Source organism: Streptomyces lothianensis, assembly GCF_047779955.1.
Lineage (GTDB): Bacteria > Actinomycetota > Actinomycetes > Streptomycetales > Streptomycetaceae > Streptomyces.
In genome coordinates, this window is sequence record NZ_JBLMKT010000078.1 from 47,826 (window position 1) to 65,801 (window position 17,976).

Sequence of the window (17,976 nt, forward strand, 5' to 3'; positions counted from 1 at the left end):
CATCTCGTGCATCGCTCACGGGTGCCCCCTAGTCAAGGATGAAGCTCTCGAGATACGCGGGATTCGCACGGTCGAGCATCGACTGCGAACGCGCCCTGATCTGCCGGTCGCTGTGCCCGCCGGCCGGAATCATCCAGAAACTCCCGGCCTCGATGCGCTCGGCCACGAAGTCGGCGACCTCCTCGACCGGCGTGAACCGCACCTCGTTCCCGGCCTCCTTCATCGCCGCCTCCCACTGGTCGAGGCTGCGGTACGGCGTCCTGCGCGGCCGCTGCTTCGCAAAGCGCTCGGGCCGGTTGCGGTGCGACTCCCACAGACCGGTGCGCAGCATGTGCGGGCCCGGGAACAGGACGGACGCGCCCACCCGGGCGCCCTCCGCCTTCAGATGCGCGTACAGCGACTCCGTCATCGTGACGACGGCCGCCTTCGTCACCGCGTACACGGAGGCGGTGGGCAGCGGGGCGATCCCGCCGTCACCGGAGGAGGTGTTGACGACGTGGCCGGGCCCGCCGCCCGCGATCATCCGCGGCACGAAGGCCTGGATGCCGTGGAAGACGCCCCAGACGTTGACGGCGAAGGCCCACTTCCAGTCGTTGGGCTCGTGCTCCCACATCCGGCCCTCGGCCCCCGAGCCGACACCGGCGTTGTTGCAGAGGACGTGCACGGCGCCGTACGTCTCGTAGGCGGCATCGGCGAGGGCGAGGACGGAGTCCCGGTCGGAGACGTCCACGACGCGGGCGAGCACGTCGGCGCCGTCCTCGCGCAGGGCCGCGGCCGCCTTGTCCAGGGCGCCCTCCTCCACATCGGCGAGGACCACCTTGAGCCCGTCCGCCGCGAAACGCCGCGCCATCGCGAGCCCGATCCCGCTCGCGGCGCCGGTGACGACGGCCACCTGTCCGGCTTCCAGCTTCATGCGCCACTCCCCTGCTGTCCGCCCGTCTGCTCGCCGCCCGGCGCCTGCTCGCTGCCCTCCGGGGGCCCGTCGAGGATCTGCTGCGGATCGTCGTAGCGCTGGTGGATGTACGGCAGGAGGGCCTGGGCGCTGACCCGTTCGACGACCCTGCCCTGCTGGTCGGCGGTCTTCTCGCCGATGGTGATCTCCACGACCGCGCGTACGGGGAGATCCGCGACCGGGTCGAACATCGACTCCCGCAGCACCACGTCCCCGGTGATCCGCTCCAGCCTGCGCACCTTCTCGTTGCGCGTGCAGTGCACGAGGACCGGTTCGGCATCGAAGCCCGAGCCGTCCACGGCGGGCAGGAACTTGAAGTAGAAGTCGGTCTTGCGGACCGGCTCGGGCACCGGCAGCTCACCGCTGACCGCTCCCCGCACCTCCACGAAGGCGATCCCGTGCCGGGCCAGCCTGGCGTTCACCATCAGCCCGTCGCGGTCCACCGAGACCTCGCCGAGCTTCTTCGGCTCGCCGAATACCTCCCGGCCGCCGATCAGGGCCCGCTCGTGGGTCATCGGCATGACCAGCGGGTACCAGCCCTCGACCCCGTCGTGCTCGGCGGCCACCGCGACCGATCCGGCGCCGAGGGGGTAGCCCGGCAGGTCGACCTTGCTGATGTTCGCCCGTACCAGCGGCCGCCCGGTGGGTTTGAGCGGGGGCGGGAGTACGGCGGCCACCGCGTCCGGATCGCTCTCCCAGACGGCCACCACACCGGTCGACCAGATGTCGGGGAGCTTGGAACTCTTCTCGCGCGCTGCCCGGATCTCGGCCTCGGTGCGCGCGCCGTACCGTACTCGTGCCATGGCGTACCGCCCTTCGCTGGGGGTGTTCCGGCGACTCTGTAACACTGTTACACCGCCCGCGATGAAGAGTGAAGAGCCGTGCGGAAAACGGAACTTGGGGGACTGATGGCCGAAGCACCGAAGCGTGCACTCACCCGGAACGACGTCCTTGACGCCGCCGCCGCGATGGTCAGGGAGGACGGCCCGCGCGCCCTGACCATGCGCAAGCTGGCCGCCGGGCTCGGCACGGCGGTCACCTCGATCTACTGGCATGTCGGCAACCGCGAGTCCCTGCTCGACGCCCTGGTCGAGCGCACGGTCGCGGATCTCGGGGAGATCCGGGCGCAGGGGCGCACGCCGGCGAGCCGGATCGTCTCGGTGGCGCGTGCTCTGCGCGGTCAACTGCTCGGGCATCCGCATCTGGTGGCGATGGTCCACGAACGCGGCCTGACGGAGCGGATGTTCCAGCCCGCCACACAGGCCCTGGTGCACGAGGTGCACGCGGCCGGACTGCGCGGGGGCCGGGCCGCCGAGGTCGTGCGCTCGCTGCTCTTCCAGGTCGTCGGCTTCGTCCTGGTGGAGCGCAACCGCGAGCGGGCCCCCGTCCAGTACCCCGGCGACGAGTCGCTGTGGGATGCCGATGCGGCCGAGCACGATCCGGGCCTCGCCAAGGGCCTCGCCGCGCCGCCGGACCCGGAGCGCCTCTTCCTGCTCTCCGTACGGGCCATGGTGGAGGGCCTGTTGGGGCCCTTGTCACGCTGAATCCAGCACTGCGCCCACCGCTCGGCTCCGATGAGGGAGCGCCGAAGGACGGCGTACGGTTCGGCCCCGCTGTCCGTCTTGTCAGTCTCGGGCCTTATCCTCGTGCACCATGCTCGAAGACCCCACCGCCGCAGCACCGTGGCCGGCCGCCTACCCGTCGGGGTACGCGGTCGTCGACGTCGAGACCACCGGTCTCGCCCGCGACGACCGCATCATCTCCGCCGCCGTCTACCGGCTCGACGCACGCGGCGAGGTCGAGGACCACTGGTACACCACGGTCAACCCCGAGCGCGATCCCGGCCCGGTGTGGATCCACGGTCTGACGAGCGAGGCCCTCGCAGGCGCGCCGCTCTTCCCACAGATCGCCGAGGAGTTCTCGGCGCGACTCGACGGCCGCGTGCTCGTCGCGCACAACGCGGTCTTCGACTGGCAGATGATCGCCCGCGAGTACGCACGGACCGCGCTCACCCCTCCCGTACGGCAGCGGCTGTGCACCATCGCGCTCGCCAAGGAGTTGTCGCTCCCGCTGCCCAACCACAAACTCGAGTCGCTGGCCGCGCACTTCGGCGTCGTACAGCAGCGCGCGCACCATGCGCTCGACGACGCGCGAGTGCTCGCGGAGGCCTTCCGGCCGAGCCTGCGGACCGCTGCCCAGCGGGCGGTGCGGCTGCCGCTGCACGAGTGCCGACCGCTCACGGAGTGGAACGCCACCCCGTCGGCGCCCGCATCGCAAGGCATCGGCCGCCAGTACCGGCCACAGCCGAGCTGGCGCCAGTCCCGCAAGCTCCCGCCGAGCCCGTATCCGAACCCGGGGCGGTACGAGGAGGGACGGCCGCTGCGACAGGGCATGCGAGTGGCCTTCTCGGGCGACACCTCCACCGAGCGTGAACTCCTGGAGGACCGTGCGGTCGAGGCGGGGCTGCATGTGGCGACCAGTCTGTCGCGGCTGACGAGTCTGCTCGTGACCAATGATCCGGATTCGGGCACGTCCAAGGTCGTCAAGGCGAAGAACTTCGGGACGCCCATCGTGGACGAGGCGGCCTTCGGGCAACTGCTGCGGGATGTGGCGCCCGCGGCGGAGTGATCCGGCGAAGCCGACCGGGTGATTGTCGGCCCGCCCTCCCGCATGCCTCGCCGCCGCGCGCGGGCCCGGACTCCAGTCTGTGGCCCATGGCACGTTGCGAGGTCTGCGGAAACGACTACTCCATGAGCTTCGAGATCCACGCCCAGGGCGCGGTGCACGTCTTCGACTGCTTCTCGTGCGCCATCCACCGCATGGCGCCCATCTGCGAGCACTGCCGGTGCCAGATCATCGGCCAGGGCGTGGAGGTCGAGGGCCACTGGTACTGCGGGGCGCACTGTTCGCGCGCGGAGGGGCGGGTGGGCATCGTCGACCGGGTGTGAGTGCGCGGGCCGGCGGCCGTGCGTGCCGGTCCGCACGGGGTGTGGCGCCAGCCACCTCCACTCGCCGGTCGCAGTGCCCGCTTACCGCCTACCGCCTACCGCCTACCGCCCGATTCGGCCCCCTTCGGGACCCGCCCGCAGGGGGTCCGCGCACGCCGGGGTACCGTCGACGGCGTGTACCGCTTCCTGTTGACCCGGCAGTGGGTGTTCGTCACCCTCCTCGCCCTCGTCCTCATCCCCGTGATGATCGAACTGGGCTTCTGGCAGCTGCACCGGCATCAGGCGCGCGTCGCACAGAACGCGCTGATCGCGCAGAGCCTCAAGGCCGACCCCGTCCCCGTCGAGGAGCTGACCGCCCCCGGTGAGACGCTGCCGCGCGAGGACTACTGGCGTCCGGTCACCGCCACCGGTCGCTTCGACGCCGCGCACGAGGTCGTCGTACGACGTCGTACCAACGCGGACGACCGGGTCGGCGTGCATGTCCTCACCCCGTTCGTCCTCCAGGACGGCAAGGTGCTCCTGGTGAACCGCGGCTGGGTTCCCGCGGCTGCCGACCAGAGGGAGTTCCCTGAGGTCCCGCCGCCCCCGGAGGGCGAGCGCACGGTGACGGGCCGGCTGATGGCCTCGCAGACCACGGATGCCTCCGGCATCAAGGACCTCGAAGGCCTCCCGGACCGCCAGGTGATGCTGATCAGCAGCGAGCAGCAGGCCGAGCTGCTCGGCAAGGAAGTGCTCGGCGGCTACATCGAGCTGACCGATCCGGCGGGCGAAACGCCCGAGCAGATCCCGGAGCCCGACCACGACTCGATCGGCAACCACTTCGCGTATGCCGTCCAGTGGTGGCTGTTCACGGCGGCTGTCCCGGTCGGCTGGGTCTTCCTCGTACGGCGCGAGGTGCGCGACCGGCGCGAGCGCGAGCAGCAGGCGGCGGACGGGGAGGCCGAGCCGGTGCCCACGTAGGGTTCCGCCACCCCTGATCCCCGCGTAGAGTCCCGCCCCCCTGGCTCCCCTCCCGGCGCCGCACCCGGCAGGATGGGTCCATGGATCTTGGACTGAAGGACCGTGTGTACGTCGTCACCGGAGCCACCCGCGGCCTCGGCCACGCGAGTGCCGCCGCGCTGGTCGCGGACGGCGCGAAGGTGGTGATCACCGGCCGTACGCAGGAGGCCGCCACCGAGGCGGCCGCCGCGCTCGGCGGGAACGCGGTGGGCGGGAACGCGGTGGGCGGGAACGCGGTGGGCGGGAACGCGGTGGGCGTGGGCGCCGACAACGCCGACCCGGCCGCCGCGCAGCGCCTCGTCGACACCGCGCGCGAGCGCTTCGGCCGCTTCGACGGCATCCTCATCAGCGTCGGCGGCCCGGCGCCCGGTACGGCCGCGTCCAGTACCGACGAACAGTGGCAGGCCGCCTTCGACGCGGTCTTCCTCGGCGCGGTACGCCTCGCGCGCACCGCGGCCGCCGCGCTCGGCGAGGGCGGTGCGATCGGTTTCGTCCTGTCCGGTTCGGTCCACGAACCGATCGGCGGCCTCACCATCTCCAACGGCCTGCGCCCCGGCCTCGCGGGCTTCGCGAAGTCCCTCGCGGACGAGGTCGGCCCGCGCGGCATCCGCGTCCTGGGGCTGCTGCCCGGCCGGATCGCCACGGACCGCCTGCGCCAGCTCGACGGCCTCGCACCCGACCCGGCCGCCGCCCGCGCCGCGGCCGAGTCCCGGATCCCACTGGGCCGCTACGGCAGCCCGGAGGAGTTCGGCCGTGTGGCGGCCTTCGCCCTGTCGCCCGCGGCCTCGTATCTGACGGGGGTGATGCTGCCGGTGGACGGCGGTGCGCTGCGGTCCTTCTGACCGTGCAGGGCCTGCTCCGGCAACCGTTCAGGGCCTGCTCCGGTGAAGGCGGGCGAACCGCTTCAGCCGGGCCGTGGAGCCGTTGAACAGGTTCTGGCCGCCCGGCAGCCGGCCCCCGTCGTCGTGCTGCCAGGAGCGGATCCAGCGGACCATCCCGGTCCGGCTCAGGCGGCGAGGAGACATCGTGCCCCCTCGACCCGGCGGCCGCGGCGGCCGGTGCCTCCAAGAGCGCCGTTCCCGTGAGGGCGAGCGTCGCCGTCGAGGCGGCGAGCACGCGGATCCGCCTCCTCCCCCTTCCGGGCTCCCGCGCTCCGGATTCTCCGCCCCGGCGCCACCTGCGAGGATCACCCCATGACGCAGCCGACCGAGCACACCGTCGACCAGGCCTGGGCGGCACTGGTCGCGACCGCCCGCAGATCCGCCGCCGAGGGCCTCGTGGTCGGCACCTCGGGCAATGTGTCGGTACGCGTGGGAGAACTCGTCCTGGTCACGCCGAGCGGTGTCCCGTACGAGCGGCTCGGGCCGAGGGACGCGGTGGGCGTACGCCTCGACGGGGAGCAGGTCCTCGGCGAGCTCACGCCGACCAGCGAGCTTCCGCTGCACCTCACGGTCCACCGGTCCACGGACGCCCGGGCCGTCGTGCACACGCACGCGGTGCACGCCACGGCCGTCTCGACGCTGGTCGACGAGCTGCCGCCCATCCACTACATGACCGCGGCGCTCGGCGGGGTGGTGCGGGTGGCCCCGTACGCGCTGTACGGCTCGGCCGAACTGGCCGAGAACATACGGCTCGCGCTTCGCGACCGCACCGGCTGTCTGCTGCGGAACCACGGCACGGTCACCTACGGGGCAAGCCTCGACCAGGCCTATGACCGCACCGCCCAACTCGAATGGATGTGCCGGCTCTGGCTGACCGCGAGCTCCGTGCCGGGCCGTTCACCGAGCCTGCTCGCCGAAGACGAGCTGCAGGAAGTGGCGCGGAAGCTGCGGGGCTACGGGCAGCCGCAGCGCGGTACCTGAGCGCACCGCGGCCTTCCGCGCGCACCCTGCGGGCGGGCATCCGGCGCCGCGGGTGCCATGGCTCCCACTGGCCGCACGCCCGGCACGCACCGACACTGGACGAGTGCGCCCCGCCACCGCGACGGCAGCAGCCGTCACCGCCCTGATCAGCGCCGGCGCGGCCGCGCTCGCGGCCGGCCGGCTTGCGAGCGATGCCGCCCTGAGGCTCCCGCCCGGCAAACCGCTGCCCGGCACGACCCCGCTCACCGTGCACGCCACGACCACCCGCCAGGTGGCGCTGACCCGCGCCCTGGCCTCGCAGCGTCCCGGTGTGTTCGGGCTGACCGGCCACGGCTGCCACGCGGTCGTCGGACCGGTCGTCGAGGACGCGCCGCACACCGCGGACACGGTCGTACGGCGGCTCGACCGGGTCACGCACGGCAGTCTCGACGCGGGCGCCAGGGTCTGGCTCACGCCGCAGGTCCACCTCGGCGATCCGGGCAGCGCGCTGGGGCTCGAACACGCCGATGTCGACGTTCCCGGTGAGCTGGGCGGGCTGCCCGCGTGGTTCGTGCCGGCGGAGCGGGACACCTGGGTGATCGCCGTGCACGGGCTCGGCGCCACCCGGGAGCATCCGATGGTGGTGATGGACTTCCTGCACGGCATGCGGATCCCCGTGCTCTCGCTCGCGTACCGGGGTGACGTCGGTGCGCCCCGCTCGCCGGACGGGCTCGCCCATCTCGGCGAGACCGAGTGGCGGGACCTGGACGCGGCGCTGCGGTACGCGGTGCGCTACGGGGCCCGGAGGATCGTGGTGCACGGGTGGTCGACCGGGGCCACGATGGCCCTGCTCGCGCTCCGGCACTCCGCGCTGCGGGACCGGATCAGCGGCCTCGTCCTCGACTCGCCCGTGCTCGACTGGGAGGCCACGGTCCGGGCGCTCGCCGCCGCGGGGCGTACTCCGGGGGTACTGCTGCCGCTCGCGGTGCGGGCCGCGCAAGGGCGTACCGGGGTGCACGGGGACCGGGGCGCGGGGGCCGCCGTACCCGAATCGCTGGACGTTCCGGTCCTCGTCTTCCACGGGCCCGACGACGCCGTCGCCCCCTGGGAGGCGAGCCGCGTCTTCGCCGCCCGCCGACCGGACCTGGTCACGCTGCACACCGTGCCGGACGCTTCGCACGGGGCGATGTGGAATGCGGATCCCGCGGGGTACGAGGAAACGATGCGGCGGTTCCTGACGCCGCTGCTGTAGGGGACGCGAACTCGTGTCGAACCGGGCGAAGGCCCCACAGCGCACCCCCGATTGGGATTTCGCGGGCCGAGCGGGAAGACTGCCCCCGTGACGTCCCGTAACCCGCGCGACTCCAGACTCCGACTCGTCCGCCCGCGCTCCCTCGCGCCCGTCCCCACGGCAGCGCCCCCTCGAGCCCGGCGCAGGCCCGCACCCCGGCCGCCCGAGGGCACCCCGGCCCCCGCGGAGCTGGCCCGGATGGCGCGCGAAGGGCTCGCGGCCGCCGCGCGGATCGCCCGCTGGGCCGGTGGCACCGGCAGCGGAGGTCACCCGAACGTGCTGCGCACCGCCCCCGGCGGCCTGCTCACCGAGGAGAGCACCGAACAGGCCGCCGCCGCACTGGACTTGAGCACGCGACAGGTGCGCGCCGACTGGGACACCGCTCGGCTGGCCGGTCTGATCGAGGTCCACGGGGACAGCGCGCGGGCCGGATGGCGGCTGCGGGCCTGGGACCGGGACGACTCGGCGGTGCTGCGCGGCTGGGTCGCCCTCTTCGACGCCTGGTCCCTGGTGCACCCCGCGCCCGCCGGGCTCGCGCCCGCCGTCGTCTCCGAAGTCATCGAGGCCGTACCGCAGTTGCTGTCGGTGCTGCAGCTCTCCCAGGGGCCGGTGCCACTGTCGCAGCTGCTCGATCTGCTCGGCCAGCGGGTCACCGAACTGCGCGACGAACGCTGCGAGATCCCGTACGGCCCACGGCCCGAGCCGGTCCCGGTCGGGACCGGTCTGGCGCCGCTGCTCGACTGGGCGCTGGGCGGGCTCGCCGCCGTCGGCGCCCTGACCCTGGAGGCCGGTCCCGGCTCCGGTCCCGGCCCCGGTCCCGGCTCCGGCTCCGGCTCCGGCAAGGGGTCCGACTCCGGCAAGGGGCCCGACTCCGACGAGGACTTCGGACCCGGCAAGGGCCTCGAATCCCGGCAGGCCACCATGACGCCGCTCGGCAGCTGGGCGGTCTGGGTCAAGCTCGAACAGATCATCGTGGCCGCGCAGAGCCCCGCAGGGAACATCGAGCAGGGCGCCGAGGACATGCTCCGCGGCTGCGCGCGGCTGCGGCCGGGCGTGGCCCGCGACGAATACCGCGCCTGGCTCGCGGCCCGCCCCGTGGGCAGCGCCGTCAGCGAACTCCTCGACGCGGCAAGGGGCGACGACTCACTGCTGCGCGGGCTCGCCTTCGAGGCCCTGCGCGTGGTCGGCGCACCCGCCGAGGCCGAGGTGCGGGCAGCCGCCGACGAGCTGCTGCTGCGCCCGTACGCGCTGATCTGGCTCGCCGAGCAGGAGGGCTGCGATCCCGAGGACGTGCACAGCGTGCTGACCCGCGAGGAATCGACCTGGCTGTGGGTGGACACGGCGGCGGCGGTCGCCGACCACGGCGAGGCGAGTCTGCTCGTACGGCATCTGGAGGCCGCGGTGCAGCCGACGGTGCCGCAGCTGCTCAGCGAGGTCCGCTCGGCCGGGCACCCCCGTACGGTCCAGGTCCTGGTCGCGCTGGCGGCCGCCCACCCGGATCCCGCGCTCGCCAAGGCGGTGCGCCGCGCGGCCTTCCAGGTCCACACCGGCGGGGCGTGAGCCCGCGCGCGTCAGGAGGCGGCTTCGTCCCGGTCACCTGAACGTGTTGCACTGCGCCATGTCGCCCGTGCGGAACCCCTGGTGGAACCACTGCTGCCGCTGCTCGGCCGAACCGTGCGTCCAGTTCTCCGGCTGCACCCGGCCCTGGAAGCGCTCCTGGATCCGGTCGTCGCCCACGGCCGCGGCCGCGCTGAGGCCGTCGCGGATGTCCGCGTCCGTGAGCGAGGTGATGAGCGGCCGGCCCGTGGCCTCGTCCGGGGTGCTCGTCGCGTGCTTGGCCCATACGCCCGCGTAGCAGTCGGCCTGCAGTTCGACGCGGACCGCGTTGCTGTTCGCGCCGGTCCGCCCGTCCTGGGCGCGTTTCAGCGTCCCGGCCAGGTTCTGCACGTGGTGCCCGTATTCGTGCGCCACCACGTAGGCCTGTGCGAAGGGGCCGCCGCTTGCACCGAACTTCGTCCGCAGCTCGTCGAAGAAGCCCAGGTCGAGATAGACCTTGTGGTCCCCGGGGCAGTAGAAGGGCCCGACCGCCGAGGAAGCCGCGCCGCACGCGGTGTCGACCCGGCTGGTGAAGAACACGGTCTGGGCGGTGCTGTAACGGGCCCGGCGGCGCGGGAACTCCTGGCTCCAGTAGTCCTGCAGGCTGTTCACCACCGCGACCATCCGGCAGTCGTCCTTGGTGTTGGCGTCCTGCCCGGTCCGGCAGGTCTGCTGCACCTGGGCGGCACTCGACGCGCTGTCCGAGGGATCCTCGTTGCCGGAGGCCAGGCCGAGGTTCTCGGGTCCCACCCCGAAGAAGAGCCCCATGATCAGCGCGATGATGCCGGCGAAGCCGCCGCCGACAGCCGCCTTGTTCTTCATCCGGCTGCCGCGGACGTCCCGCACCTGGGAGGTGTCCAGATGGGCGTTGTCGTCGAACTGCACGGGCGCACGCTCCTTCTGCCGCGGAATGCCTCCATCCCGGCCACTTCATCCTGGAACGCTCCGCGGTCGGCGGCGCCAGCTGAGGACCGAACGGGCTACGCCGCCGCCCCGGCCGAGCAGGCCCGTGACACCGGTCACATTTGTGCCGCGTACGGGTCGCACCGGCGTGGCATTCTGCCGGCGGGGGCGCAGGTGCCGGGCGTGTCCCGCCCGGCCCGCACCTGGCCCCCGCCTCACCCTCGCCCCGCCCTCGCACCGGCCGCCACACCGGGCCTCAAAAGCAGTTGCATCCCCCCGTTAGAATTGCCGCATGGCCATTCTCCTCGCGCATTAGGCGGCGTCGACACGTCCCTCAGCCCTGTCCTCGCCGTAGGAGGTGTCCGGCGGATCATGCCGACGACGCGGTGGTCTGGTGCGCCCACCTGCTGCGTTGTCGTCAATCGCCGACGCTCCGCGTCGACTCCCTCCTCCGCCTTGCATCTGGACGCACCAGACCACCGCTCACCAGGCCGTTCAAGGCGCCGCAGTCCTACGCCGGCCTGATCCGCCGGACACCCCCTATCCACCCCGCCCAGGAGTCTGCCCCGTGATCACCGCCACCGGCATCGAGCTGCGCGCCGGCGCCCGCATCCTCATCGAGAACGCCAGCTTCCGTGTCGCCAAGGGCGACCGCATCGGCCTCGTCGGGCGCAACGGCGCCGGCAAGACCACCCTCACCAAGTGCCTGGCCGGCGAGGGCATCCCGGCCGCCGGCAGCATCACCCGCTCCGGCGAGGTGGGCTATCTGCCGCAGGACCCTCGCACCGGCGACCTCGACATCCTCGCCCGCGACCGCATCCTCTCGGCCCGCGGCCTCGACACCCTGATCCGCAGGATGCGCGAGAACGAGCAGCGCATCGCCACCGGCCAGGGCTCCACGCGCGACAAAGCGCTGCGCCAGTACGAGCGCCAGGAGACCGAGTTCCTCACCAAGGGCGGTTACGCCGCCGAGGCCGAGGCCGCGACCATCGCCGCCGCGCTCGGGCTGCCGGACCGGGTGCTCGGCCAGCCGCTGCACACGCTCTCCGGCGGTCAGCGCCGTCGTGTGGAGCTCGCGCGGATCCTGTTCTCGGATGCCGACACCCTGCTCCTCGACGAGCCCACGAACCACCTCGACGCCGACTCGATCGTCTGGCTGCGCGAGTACCTGAAGACCTATCGCGGCGGCTTCATCGTGATCTCCCACGATGTCGAGTTGGTGGAGACCGTGGTCAACAAGGTCTTCTATCTGGACGCCAACCGCTCCCAGATCGATGTCTACAACATGGGCTGGAAGCTGTACCAGCAGCAGCGCGAGGCGGACGAGAAGCGCCGCAGGCGGGAGCGGCAGAACGCCGAGAAGAAGGCCGCGGCCCTCAACTCGCAGGCCGACAAGATGCGCGCCAAGGCCACCAAGACGGTCGCCGCGCAGAACATGGCCCGTCGTGCCGAGCGGCTGCTCTCCGGTCTCGAAGCCGTGCGCCAGTCCGACAAGGTCGCCAAGCTGCGCTTCCCCGACCCCTCGCCCTGCGGCAAGACGCCGCTGACGGCGGAGAGCCTGTCGAAGTCGTACGGCTCGCTGGAGATCTTCACCGATGTCGATCTGGCCATCGACAAGGGCTCCCGGGTCGTCATCCTCGGGCTGAACGGTGCGGGCAAGACGACGCTGCTGCGGCTGCTCGCCGGGGTGGAACAGCCCGACACGGGCGAGGTCACTCCCGGCCACGGCCTCAAGCTCGGCTACTACGCGCAGGAGCACGAGACCCTCGATCCGGAGCGCACCGTCCTGGAGAACATGCGCTCGGCGGCGCCCGACCTCGATCTCGTGCAGGTCCGCAAGACGCTCGGCTCGTTCCTGTTCTCCGGCGACGATGTCGACAAGCCCGCCGGGGTCCTCTCCGGCGGCGAGAAGACCCGGCTCGCGCTCGCGACGCTGGTCGTCTCCTCGGCCAATGTGCTGCTGCTCGACGAGCCCACCAACAACCTGGACCCCGCGAGCCGCGAGGAGATCCTCGGCGCGCTGCGCACGTACCAGGGCGCGGTCGTACTCGTCACGCACGACGAGGGCGCGGTGGAGGCGCTGCAGCCGGAGCGGATCATCCTGCTGCCCGACGGTGTCGAGGACCTGTGGGGCGCGGACTACGCGGACCTGGTGGCGCTGGCGTAGCGCGAGGGCTCGTCCGGAACACGATCGGACGAGCCTGATCCACTTCGTCTGGATCATTCTGCTGACGCGTGATCCTTCGTATGAGTGAGATCGCCTAGTACCGCCGTGTGTGGATCACCGGATCGGGGGTTCGTCCGGCCCTGCGAGGCCCGGGTTGACCTTGTGCGCCTTGACCTGCCGGTTCGTTCACGGCCGCGGGTGATCGCGTGAACCGGGGTCGCCGGAATTGTTCCCTCCGATCGTGAGGAACTGTCGGCAGGCATCAATTCCGGCCGGACGGACCTTGCCGAATGGGTGGCCAGGACGCTCGGGAGGGGTGATCATGAGAAGTCCAGAGCGCACTTCCCATGAGGAGGCACGGGTGGCCGAGACTCTGAAGAAGGGCAGCCGGGTTACCGGCGCCGCGCGCGACAAGCTCGCGGCAGACCTGAAGAAAAAGTACGACTCCGGTGCGAGCATCCGGGCGCTGGCCGAGGAGACCGGCCGCTCGTATGGCTTCGTCCACCGGATGCTCAGCGAGTCCGGGGTCACGCTGCGGGGACGCGGCGGGGCGACCCGGGGCAAGAAGACAACTTCCTGACACTCCCGGCGTCCGCCGGAATGCTCATGGTCTTCGTGGCGGCCACCCGGCCGATCCGATGACCGGCCGGGTGGTTACTGTGCAGTCACTTATCGGTTCGCCGTTCTGACCGCACTCCCTCGGAGACCACAATGAGCACGAACGATTCATCTCCCGCCGTCGTCCTCGACAAGGACGGCGTACGGCTCACCATCGACGGCGCGCTCGCCACGGTGACCCTGGCCAACGCGGCCAAGCGCAACGCCCAAAGTCCCGCACTCTGGCGGGCGTTGACCGAGGCCGGCCGGGCCCTGCCGGGCAGCGTGCGGGTGGTGGTCCTGCGTGGCGAGGGCAAGTCGTTCTCCGCCGGTCTCGACCGGCAGGCCTTCACGCCCGAAGGTTTCGAGGGCGAGCCCTCGTTCCTCGAGATGGCACGCGGCGATGACGCGGAGCTCGATGCGCTCATCGCCGAGTACCAGGAGGCGTTCACGTGGTGGCGGCGCAGCGATGTGCTGAGCATCGCCGCCGTCCAGGGCCATGCGATCGGGGCCGGCTTCCAGCTGGCGCTCGCCTGCGACCTGCGGGTCGCGGCCGAGGACGTCCAGTTCGCCATGCGCGAGACCAGCCTCGGGCTCGTCCCCGATCTGACCGGCACGCATCCGCTGGTCTCGCTCGTCGGCTATGCGCGGGCCCTGGAGATCTGCGTCACCGGCCGTTTCGTGCACGCCGAGGAGGCCGAGCGGATCGGCCTCGCCAACCTCGTCGTGCCCGGCGAGGAGCTCGACGACGCCGTACGCGACCTGGCCGGCGCGCTGCTCGCCGCGCCGCGGGCCGCCGCGGTCGAGACGAAGGCACTCCTGCAGGGCGCGGTCGGCAACTCCTACGAGGAGCAGCGCACCGCGGAGCGGGCCGCCCAGGGGCGGCGGCTGCGGGATCTCGCGGGGCTCGGGGACTGAGCACCTGACGCGCCCTCCCCCGTACCACGACGGCTTGTGCCGCGGGTGCGTCTTCCTGCCGCCGAACGGGTAGAGGCGTTGGCGGGGATGGCTGTTCCCGAAGTGACCGTCCGGGTGCAGCGGCTGCGTCCGGAGAGCGGACGCAGGCGGTGGGGAGGACGCGATGAGCGAAGGACCCGAAGGGGACCGGGCGGCGGCGCCCGGTCCCGGCAGCGAGGGCGGGACGCGGAGGCTGCCCGTACTGGAGAAGGCCGCGGAGCCTGAGGCGCGAGAGGCCGCTGCGGCCGGAGCGCGACAGGCCGCTGCGGCCGTAGCGCGTGAGGCCGGGGCGGCCGTGGTGCCGCTCACCGAGGAGCCGGGCACGCTCGACCAGTCGGCGTCCGCCGCACGCTACGGCCGGTTGCGCTCCCCCGCCCGGGACGGGGACGGCGGCCGCCTCTGGTCGGTGCGCCGGATCCCCGCGGGCGTGCTCGCGCTGCTGCTCGCGGCGGGCGCCGGGCTGCTGCTCTACGACCTCGCGTCGGTGCGGGCCGGGCGGACCGCGATGACCTGGCGCAGGGAACTGGCCGAGCAGCTCGCCAGGCGGCCGCTCGACGACGGCTGGGTGCTCGCCGCCGCCTGGCTCGCGGTGCTGCTCGGCGCCGGTCTGCTCGTGTGCGCGGCCGCCCCCGGCCACCGCTCCGCCCTGCCGATGCGCGACGACAGCGGCGAGGTGCGTGCCTGGCTCGACACCGGGGCGGCCGCCCTCGTGCTGCGTGAGCGTGCGCTGGGGGTCGAGGGCGTCCGGTCGGTACGGGTCCGGGTGCGCCGGTCGAAGGTCGACGTGCGAGCCGTTGCGCCCCTGCACGCACTCGACGACGTACGTGCCGATCTCGATGCCGCGCTCGGTGCCGGCCTCGGGTCGCTCGGCCTGGTGGCGGGTCCCGCCCTGTCCGTGACGGTGGCGCGACCGGGCCGGTCCTGGCGGCCGGGGCCGTTCGCGAAGGGGGCGTGAGCGATGCTGCGGATCGTCAACCGCGTGCTGCTCGGTCTCGTCGGGCTGACGCTGCTGGTCGTCGGTGGCGGTGCGCTGGTCGCCGGTCTCGGCGGGCCGATGCCTTCGTGGTGGTTCCACGAGGCCCGGGGCGACGTACTGCTCACCGCATCGGCGCGCGAGCGGTTTCGCGCGGACACCTGGTGGTGGCCCGCGGTGTTCGGTGCGCTCGGGGTGCTGTTCGGGCTCATGGTGTGGTCGCTCGTGGCCCAGATCCGGCGCAACCGGCTCCGGGAGGTGCTCGTGGAGAGCGGTGAAGGGGAGGGTGCGCTGCTGCGGGCGCGGGCCCTCGCCGGCGTACTGGCCGGTGCGGCCGAGGACCTGGAGGGGGTGCGGCGGGCCGATGTGCTGCTCGTCGGGCGGCGCAACGCGCCGCAGGCCCGCGTCCAGCTCGCTCTCGAAGCCCGGGCGAATCCCCGCGCGAGCCTGCACGCACTGACCCACGACGCCCTTGCGACGGCACGGGACTCGGCCGGGCTCCAACGGCTGCCGGCTCAGGTGCGGATGCGGGCGCAGACACGGGGGCGAACGAAGGTTTCGGGACGGGCGGGGGCGTCGGGGCGGGCGACGGCACGCGTGTGGGCGAGGGTGTCGGGACGGGCGAGGGTGTCGGGACGGGCGACGGCACGCCTGCGGGCGAAGGCCCGGATGCGGGCCGTCCGTACGGGATCCCGAGCAGTCGACTGAGGCAACAGGCGTGACAAGGGCCACGTGCGCCCCATGTCGCAGGGCGGTTCCACCGGGCGCCCGGGCACCGCCCGCGAGGTTCCGGAACGCCCTTTGCTCCAGCGCTCCCAAGGGTTCTTCCGCCGCAGGAGACGCCCAGATCAGCGGGGGTCCGGCGTATCCGTGTGATGACTCTCCGTCGGGTATGCCTTGCATCCCCCGTCAGTTCACTTTCCGTTCACCCGACGACCCTACGTTCATGAAGGCTTCGGCAATCTGTCGTGGTCTGAGCAACCGTCCGCAACCTGAAACGGATCGTCGAATATGGCATCTGATGCCACGCTGCTGCTTGCGATAGTGATCGCCGTAGCTCTCGTGTTCGATTTCACGAACGGTTTCCACGACACCGCCAACGCGATGGCGACGACCATCTCGACCGGCGCCATGAAGCCCAAGGCCGCGGTCGCCATGTCCGCCGTCCTGAATCTCGTCGGAGCCTTCCTCTCCGTCGAGGTCGCCAAGACGATCTCCAAAGGCCTCGTGAACGAGGAGGGGATCCAACCCGAAGTGATCCTCGCGGCGCTCGTCGGCGCCATCCTGTGGAATCTCCTCACCTGGCTGGTCGGCCTGCCCTCCAGCTCCTCGCACGCCCTCATGGGCGGCCTGCTCGGCGCCACCATCGCCTCGATCGGCTTCAGCGGGGTCAACGGCGGCGTCGTCGTCACCAAGGTGCTCCTCCCCGCGATCGCCGCGCCCATCGTGGCCGGTCTCGCCGCGATGTACGCCTCCAAGCTGACGTACCGGCTCGGCAGGAACGTCGACGAGAAGACCTCGGCCAAGGGCTACCGCGCCGGCCAGATCGCCTCCGCGGGCCTCGTCTCGCTGGCCCACGGCACCAACGACGCCCAGAAGACGATGGGCATCATCACCCTGGCCCTGGTCACCGGCGGCGCCCTCGCGCCCGGCTCCAACCCGCCGGTCTGGGTGATCGTCTCCGCCGGCCTGGCGATCGCGCTCGGCACCTACCTGGGCGGCTGGCGCATCATCCGCACCATGGGCAAGGGCCTCACCGACCTGCAGCCGCAGCAGGGCTTCAGCGCCCAGACCTCGGCCGCCACGGTCATCCTCGCCTCCTCCAACCTGGGCTTCTCGCTCTCCACCACGCACGTCTGCTCGGGTGCCGTGATGGGCGCGGGTCTCGGCCGCAAGGGCGGCGTCGTGCGCTGGTCCACCGCGACCCGGATGTTCGTCGCCTGGGGCCTGACCCTGCCGGCCGCCGGTCTGGTCGCCGCGGGCGCCGAGTTCGTGGCCCGCCAGGGCGACTGGGGTGTCGCGGTCGTCGCGAGCTTCCTCGTGGCCTCCTGCCTCGCCATCTGGCTGCTCTCGCGCCGCCAGGTGGTCGACCACACCAACGTCAACGACGTGGACGAGGCCACCGAGCCCGCCACCACCGAGTCGGGCGTCGTGACCACCGCGATCGCCGCGGTGACCCCGCCGCCGACCGTCGCCGCGGAGGCCGCGGAGGCCGCCGCCGAGAACTCCATGGCCGCCGGGGCCGGCAGCACCGTCGCCTCCGGCTCCCCCACGACCGACACCTCCGTCGGCTCCCCCGCCGACGACGATGTGCCCGCATCCCAGGCGGCCGTCCCGGCCCCGAAGCCCGCTGCCGAATCCTCGCAGCCGGCCGGCGCGAGCGTCTGAACCGGCTCGCCCGACAGTTAAGGAATCAGCAGCATGAACATCGACTGGGCAGCTCTGGGCTCCGTCTTCGGCGTCAGCCTCGTGGCCACGGTGGCGCTCGTGGGCCTGTTCACCCTGGGCATCCTCGGCCTCTCCAAGCAGGAGGCGGCCTCCGCACAGGGCGGCTCGGCAGCCCTGGCCCGCGCGGGCGCATACGCCTGCTTCGCACTGTGCGTCGCGGCAATCTCGTACGGAATCTTCCTGATCGTCGCCTGAGGCGGTACCGGGTCTCGCCCGCGGCAGCTCACCGCGCCGCCCGAGGCCGCACCGTCGCGCCCCTTGTCCCGCCCGTTCCGGGCCGGTCAGGGGGCGCTCGCGTGTGCGC

At 72.4% G+C, this 17,976-nt stretch carries 19 protein-coding genes; 15 read left to right on the top strand and 4 right to left on the bottom strand.

The window, feature by feature from the left end:
* Positions 1-28: 28 nt before the first annotated feature.
* Both ACLF6P_RS28090 and ACLF6P_RS28095 read right to left on the bottom strand, forming a co-directional pair.
* Complete coding sequence (locus ACLF6P_RS28090; protein WP_415954117.1) at positions 29-913, bottom strand: SDR family NAD(P)-dependent oxidoreductase; 885 nt, start codon at positions 911-913, stop codon at positions 29-31.
* The gene (locus ACLF6P_RS28095) at positions 910-1,755 is read right to left on the bottom strand and encodes an acetoacetate decarboxylase family protein (RefSeq protein ID WP_415954119.1); all 846 of its coding nucleotides are present in this window, start codon (positions 1,753-1,755) and stop codon (positions 910-912) included. The genes ACLF6P_RS28090 and ACLF6P_RS28095 overlap by 4 nt, the downstream gene beginning before the upstream one ends.
* Positions 1,756-1,860: 105 nt before the next feature.
* Between ACLF6P_RS28095 and ACLF6P_RS28100 the strand changes: the two genes are divergently transcribed.
* From ACLF6P_RS28100 to ACLF6P_RS28120, 5 genes are all read left to right on the top strand, one after another.
* Positions 1,861-2,496 (top strand): TetR/AcrR family transcriptional regulator, encoded by a 636-nt coding sequence (locus ACLF6P_RS28100; protein WP_415954121.1) that lies wholly within the window; start codon positions 1,861-1,863, stop codon positions 2,494-2,496.
* A gap of 109 nt (positions 2,497-2,605) precedes the next feature.
* On the top strand, positions 2,606-3,580 hold the full coding sequence (locus tag ACLF6P_RS28105) for a DEDDh family exonuclease (RefSeq protein ID WP_415954122.1): 975 nt from the start codon (positions 2,606-2,608) through the stop codon (positions 3,578-3,580).
* Between the two features lie 86 nt (positions 3,581-3,666).
* The gene (locus ACLF6P_RS28110; protein WP_415954124.1) at positions 3,667-3,900 is read left to right on the top strand and encodes a hypothetical protein; all 234 of its coding nucleotides are present in this window, start codon (positions 3,667-3,669) and stop codon (positions 3,898-3,900) included.
* A 174-nt stretch (positions 3,901-4,074) separates the two neighbouring features.
* A complete protein-coding gene (locus ACLF6P_RS28115) occupies positions 4,075-4,860 on the top strand; it encodes an SURF1 family cytochrome oxidase biogenesis protein (protein WP_415954126.1) in 786 nt (261 codons plus the stop codon).
* Positions 4,861-4,940: 80 nt separating this feature from the next.
* Positions 4,941-5,741, top strand: a complete 801-nt coding sequence (locus tag ACLF6P_RS28120; protein WP_415954128.1) for an SDR family oxidoreductase — start codon at positions 4,941-4,943, stop codon at positions 5,739-5,741.
* 27 nt (positions 5,742-5,768) lie between these two features.
* Here the strand turns inward: ACLF6P_RS28120 and ACLF6P_RS28125 are convergent, their stop codons facing one another.
* Complete coding sequence (locus ACLF6P_RS28125) at positions 5,769-5,924, bottom strand: hypothetical protein (RefSeq protein ID WP_415954130.1); 156 nt, start codon at positions 5,922-5,924, stop codon at positions 5,769-5,771.
* A gap of 168 nt (positions 5,925-6,092) precedes the next feature.
* Between ACLF6P_RS28125 and ACLF6P_RS28130 the strand changes: the two genes are divergently transcribed.
* The 3 genes from ACLF6P_RS28130 to ACLF6P_RS28140 all read left to right on the top strand — a co-directional run bounded on the left by ACLF6P_RS28130 (position 6,093) and on the right by ACLF6P_RS28140 (position 9,591).
* The gene (locus ACLF6P_RS28130) at positions 6,093-6,761 is read left to right on the top strand and encodes a class II aldolase/adducin family protein (protein WP_415954132.1); all 669 of its coding nucleotides are present in this window, start codon (positions 6,093-6,095) and stop codon (positions 6,759-6,761) included.
* 103 nt (positions 6,762-6,864) lie between these two features.
* Positions 6,865-7,992 (top strand): alpha/beta hydrolase, encoded by a 1,128-nt coding sequence (locus ACLF6P_RS28135; protein WP_415954134.1) that lies wholly within the window; start codon positions 6,865-6,867, stop codon positions 7,990-7,992.
* 87 nt (positions 7,993-8,079) lie between these two features.
* Positions 8,080-9,591 carry a hypothetical protein gene (locus ACLF6P_RS28140; protein WP_415954135.1) on the top strand — a complete coding sequence of 504 codons (1,512 nt, stop codon included), beginning with the start codon at positions 8,080-8,082 and terminating at the stop codon, positions 9,589-9,591.
* A gap of 33 nt (positions 9,592-9,624) precedes the next feature.
* Here ACLF6P_RS28140 and ypfJ read toward each other — a convergent pair whose 3' ends face one another.
* Complete coding sequence (gene ypfJ, locus ACLF6P_RS28145) at positions 9,625-10,512, bottom strand: KPN_02809 family neutral zinc metallopeptidase (RefSeq protein WP_415954137.1); 888 nt, start codon at positions 10,510-10,512, stop codon at positions 9,625-9,627.
* Between the two features lie 586 nt (positions 10,513-11,098).
* On the opposite strand from ypfJ, the gene ACLF6P_RS28150 reads away from it, so the two are divergent.
* From ACLF6P_RS28150 to ACLF6P_RS28180, 7 genes are all read left to right on the top strand, one after another.
* Entirely contained in the window at positions 11,099-12,697 is a 1,599-nt protein-coding gene (locus ACLF6P_RS28150; protein ID WP_415954139.1) for an ABC-F family ATP-binding cassette domain-containing protein, read from the top strand.
* 361 nt (positions 12,698-13,058) lie between these two features.
* Positions 13,059-13,277 carry a helix-turn-helix domain-containing protein gene (locus tag ACLF6P_RS28155; RefSeq protein WP_415954140.1) on the top strand — a complete coding sequence of 73 codons (219 nt, stop codon included), beginning with the start codon at positions 13,059-13,061 and terminating at the stop codon, positions 13,275-13,277.
* Between the two features lie 131 nt (positions 13,278-13,408).
* Positions 13,409-14,212 (top strand): enoyl-CoA hydratase/isomerase family protein, encoded by an 804-nt coding sequence (locus ACLF6P_RS28160; RefSeq protein WP_415954141.1) that lies wholly within the window; start codon positions 13,409-13,411, stop codon positions 14,210-14,212.
* 163 nt (positions 14,213-14,375) lie between these two features.
* Entirely contained in the window at positions 14,376-15,206 is an 831-nt protein-coding gene (locus tag ACLF6P_RS28165; protein WP_415954143.1) for a DUF6286 domain-containing protein, read from the top strand.
* A 3-nt stretch (positions 15,207-15,209) separates the two neighbouring features.
* Complete coding sequence (gene amaP / locus ACLF6P_RS28170; protein ID WP_415954145.1) at positions 15,210-15,932, top strand: alkaline shock response membrane anchor protein AmaP; 723 nt, start codon at positions 15,210-15,212, stop codon at positions 15,930-15,932.
* A 303-nt stretch (positions 15,933-16,235) separates the two neighbouring features.
* Positions 16,236-17,612: an inorganic phosphate transporter gene (locus tag ACLF6P_RS28175; RefSeq protein WP_415954147.1), complete on the top strand. Its 1,377-nt coding sequence runs from the start codon at positions 16,236-16,238 to the stop codon at positions 17,610-17,612.
* Positions 17,613-17,645: 33 nt separating this feature from the next.
* Positions 17,646-17,867: a hypothetical protein gene (locus ACLF6P_RS28180; protein ID WP_415954149.1), complete on the top strand. Its 222-nt coding sequence runs from the start codon at positions 17,646-17,648 to the stop codon at positions 17,865-17,867.
* Positions 17,868-17,976 lie beyond the last annotated feature (109 nt).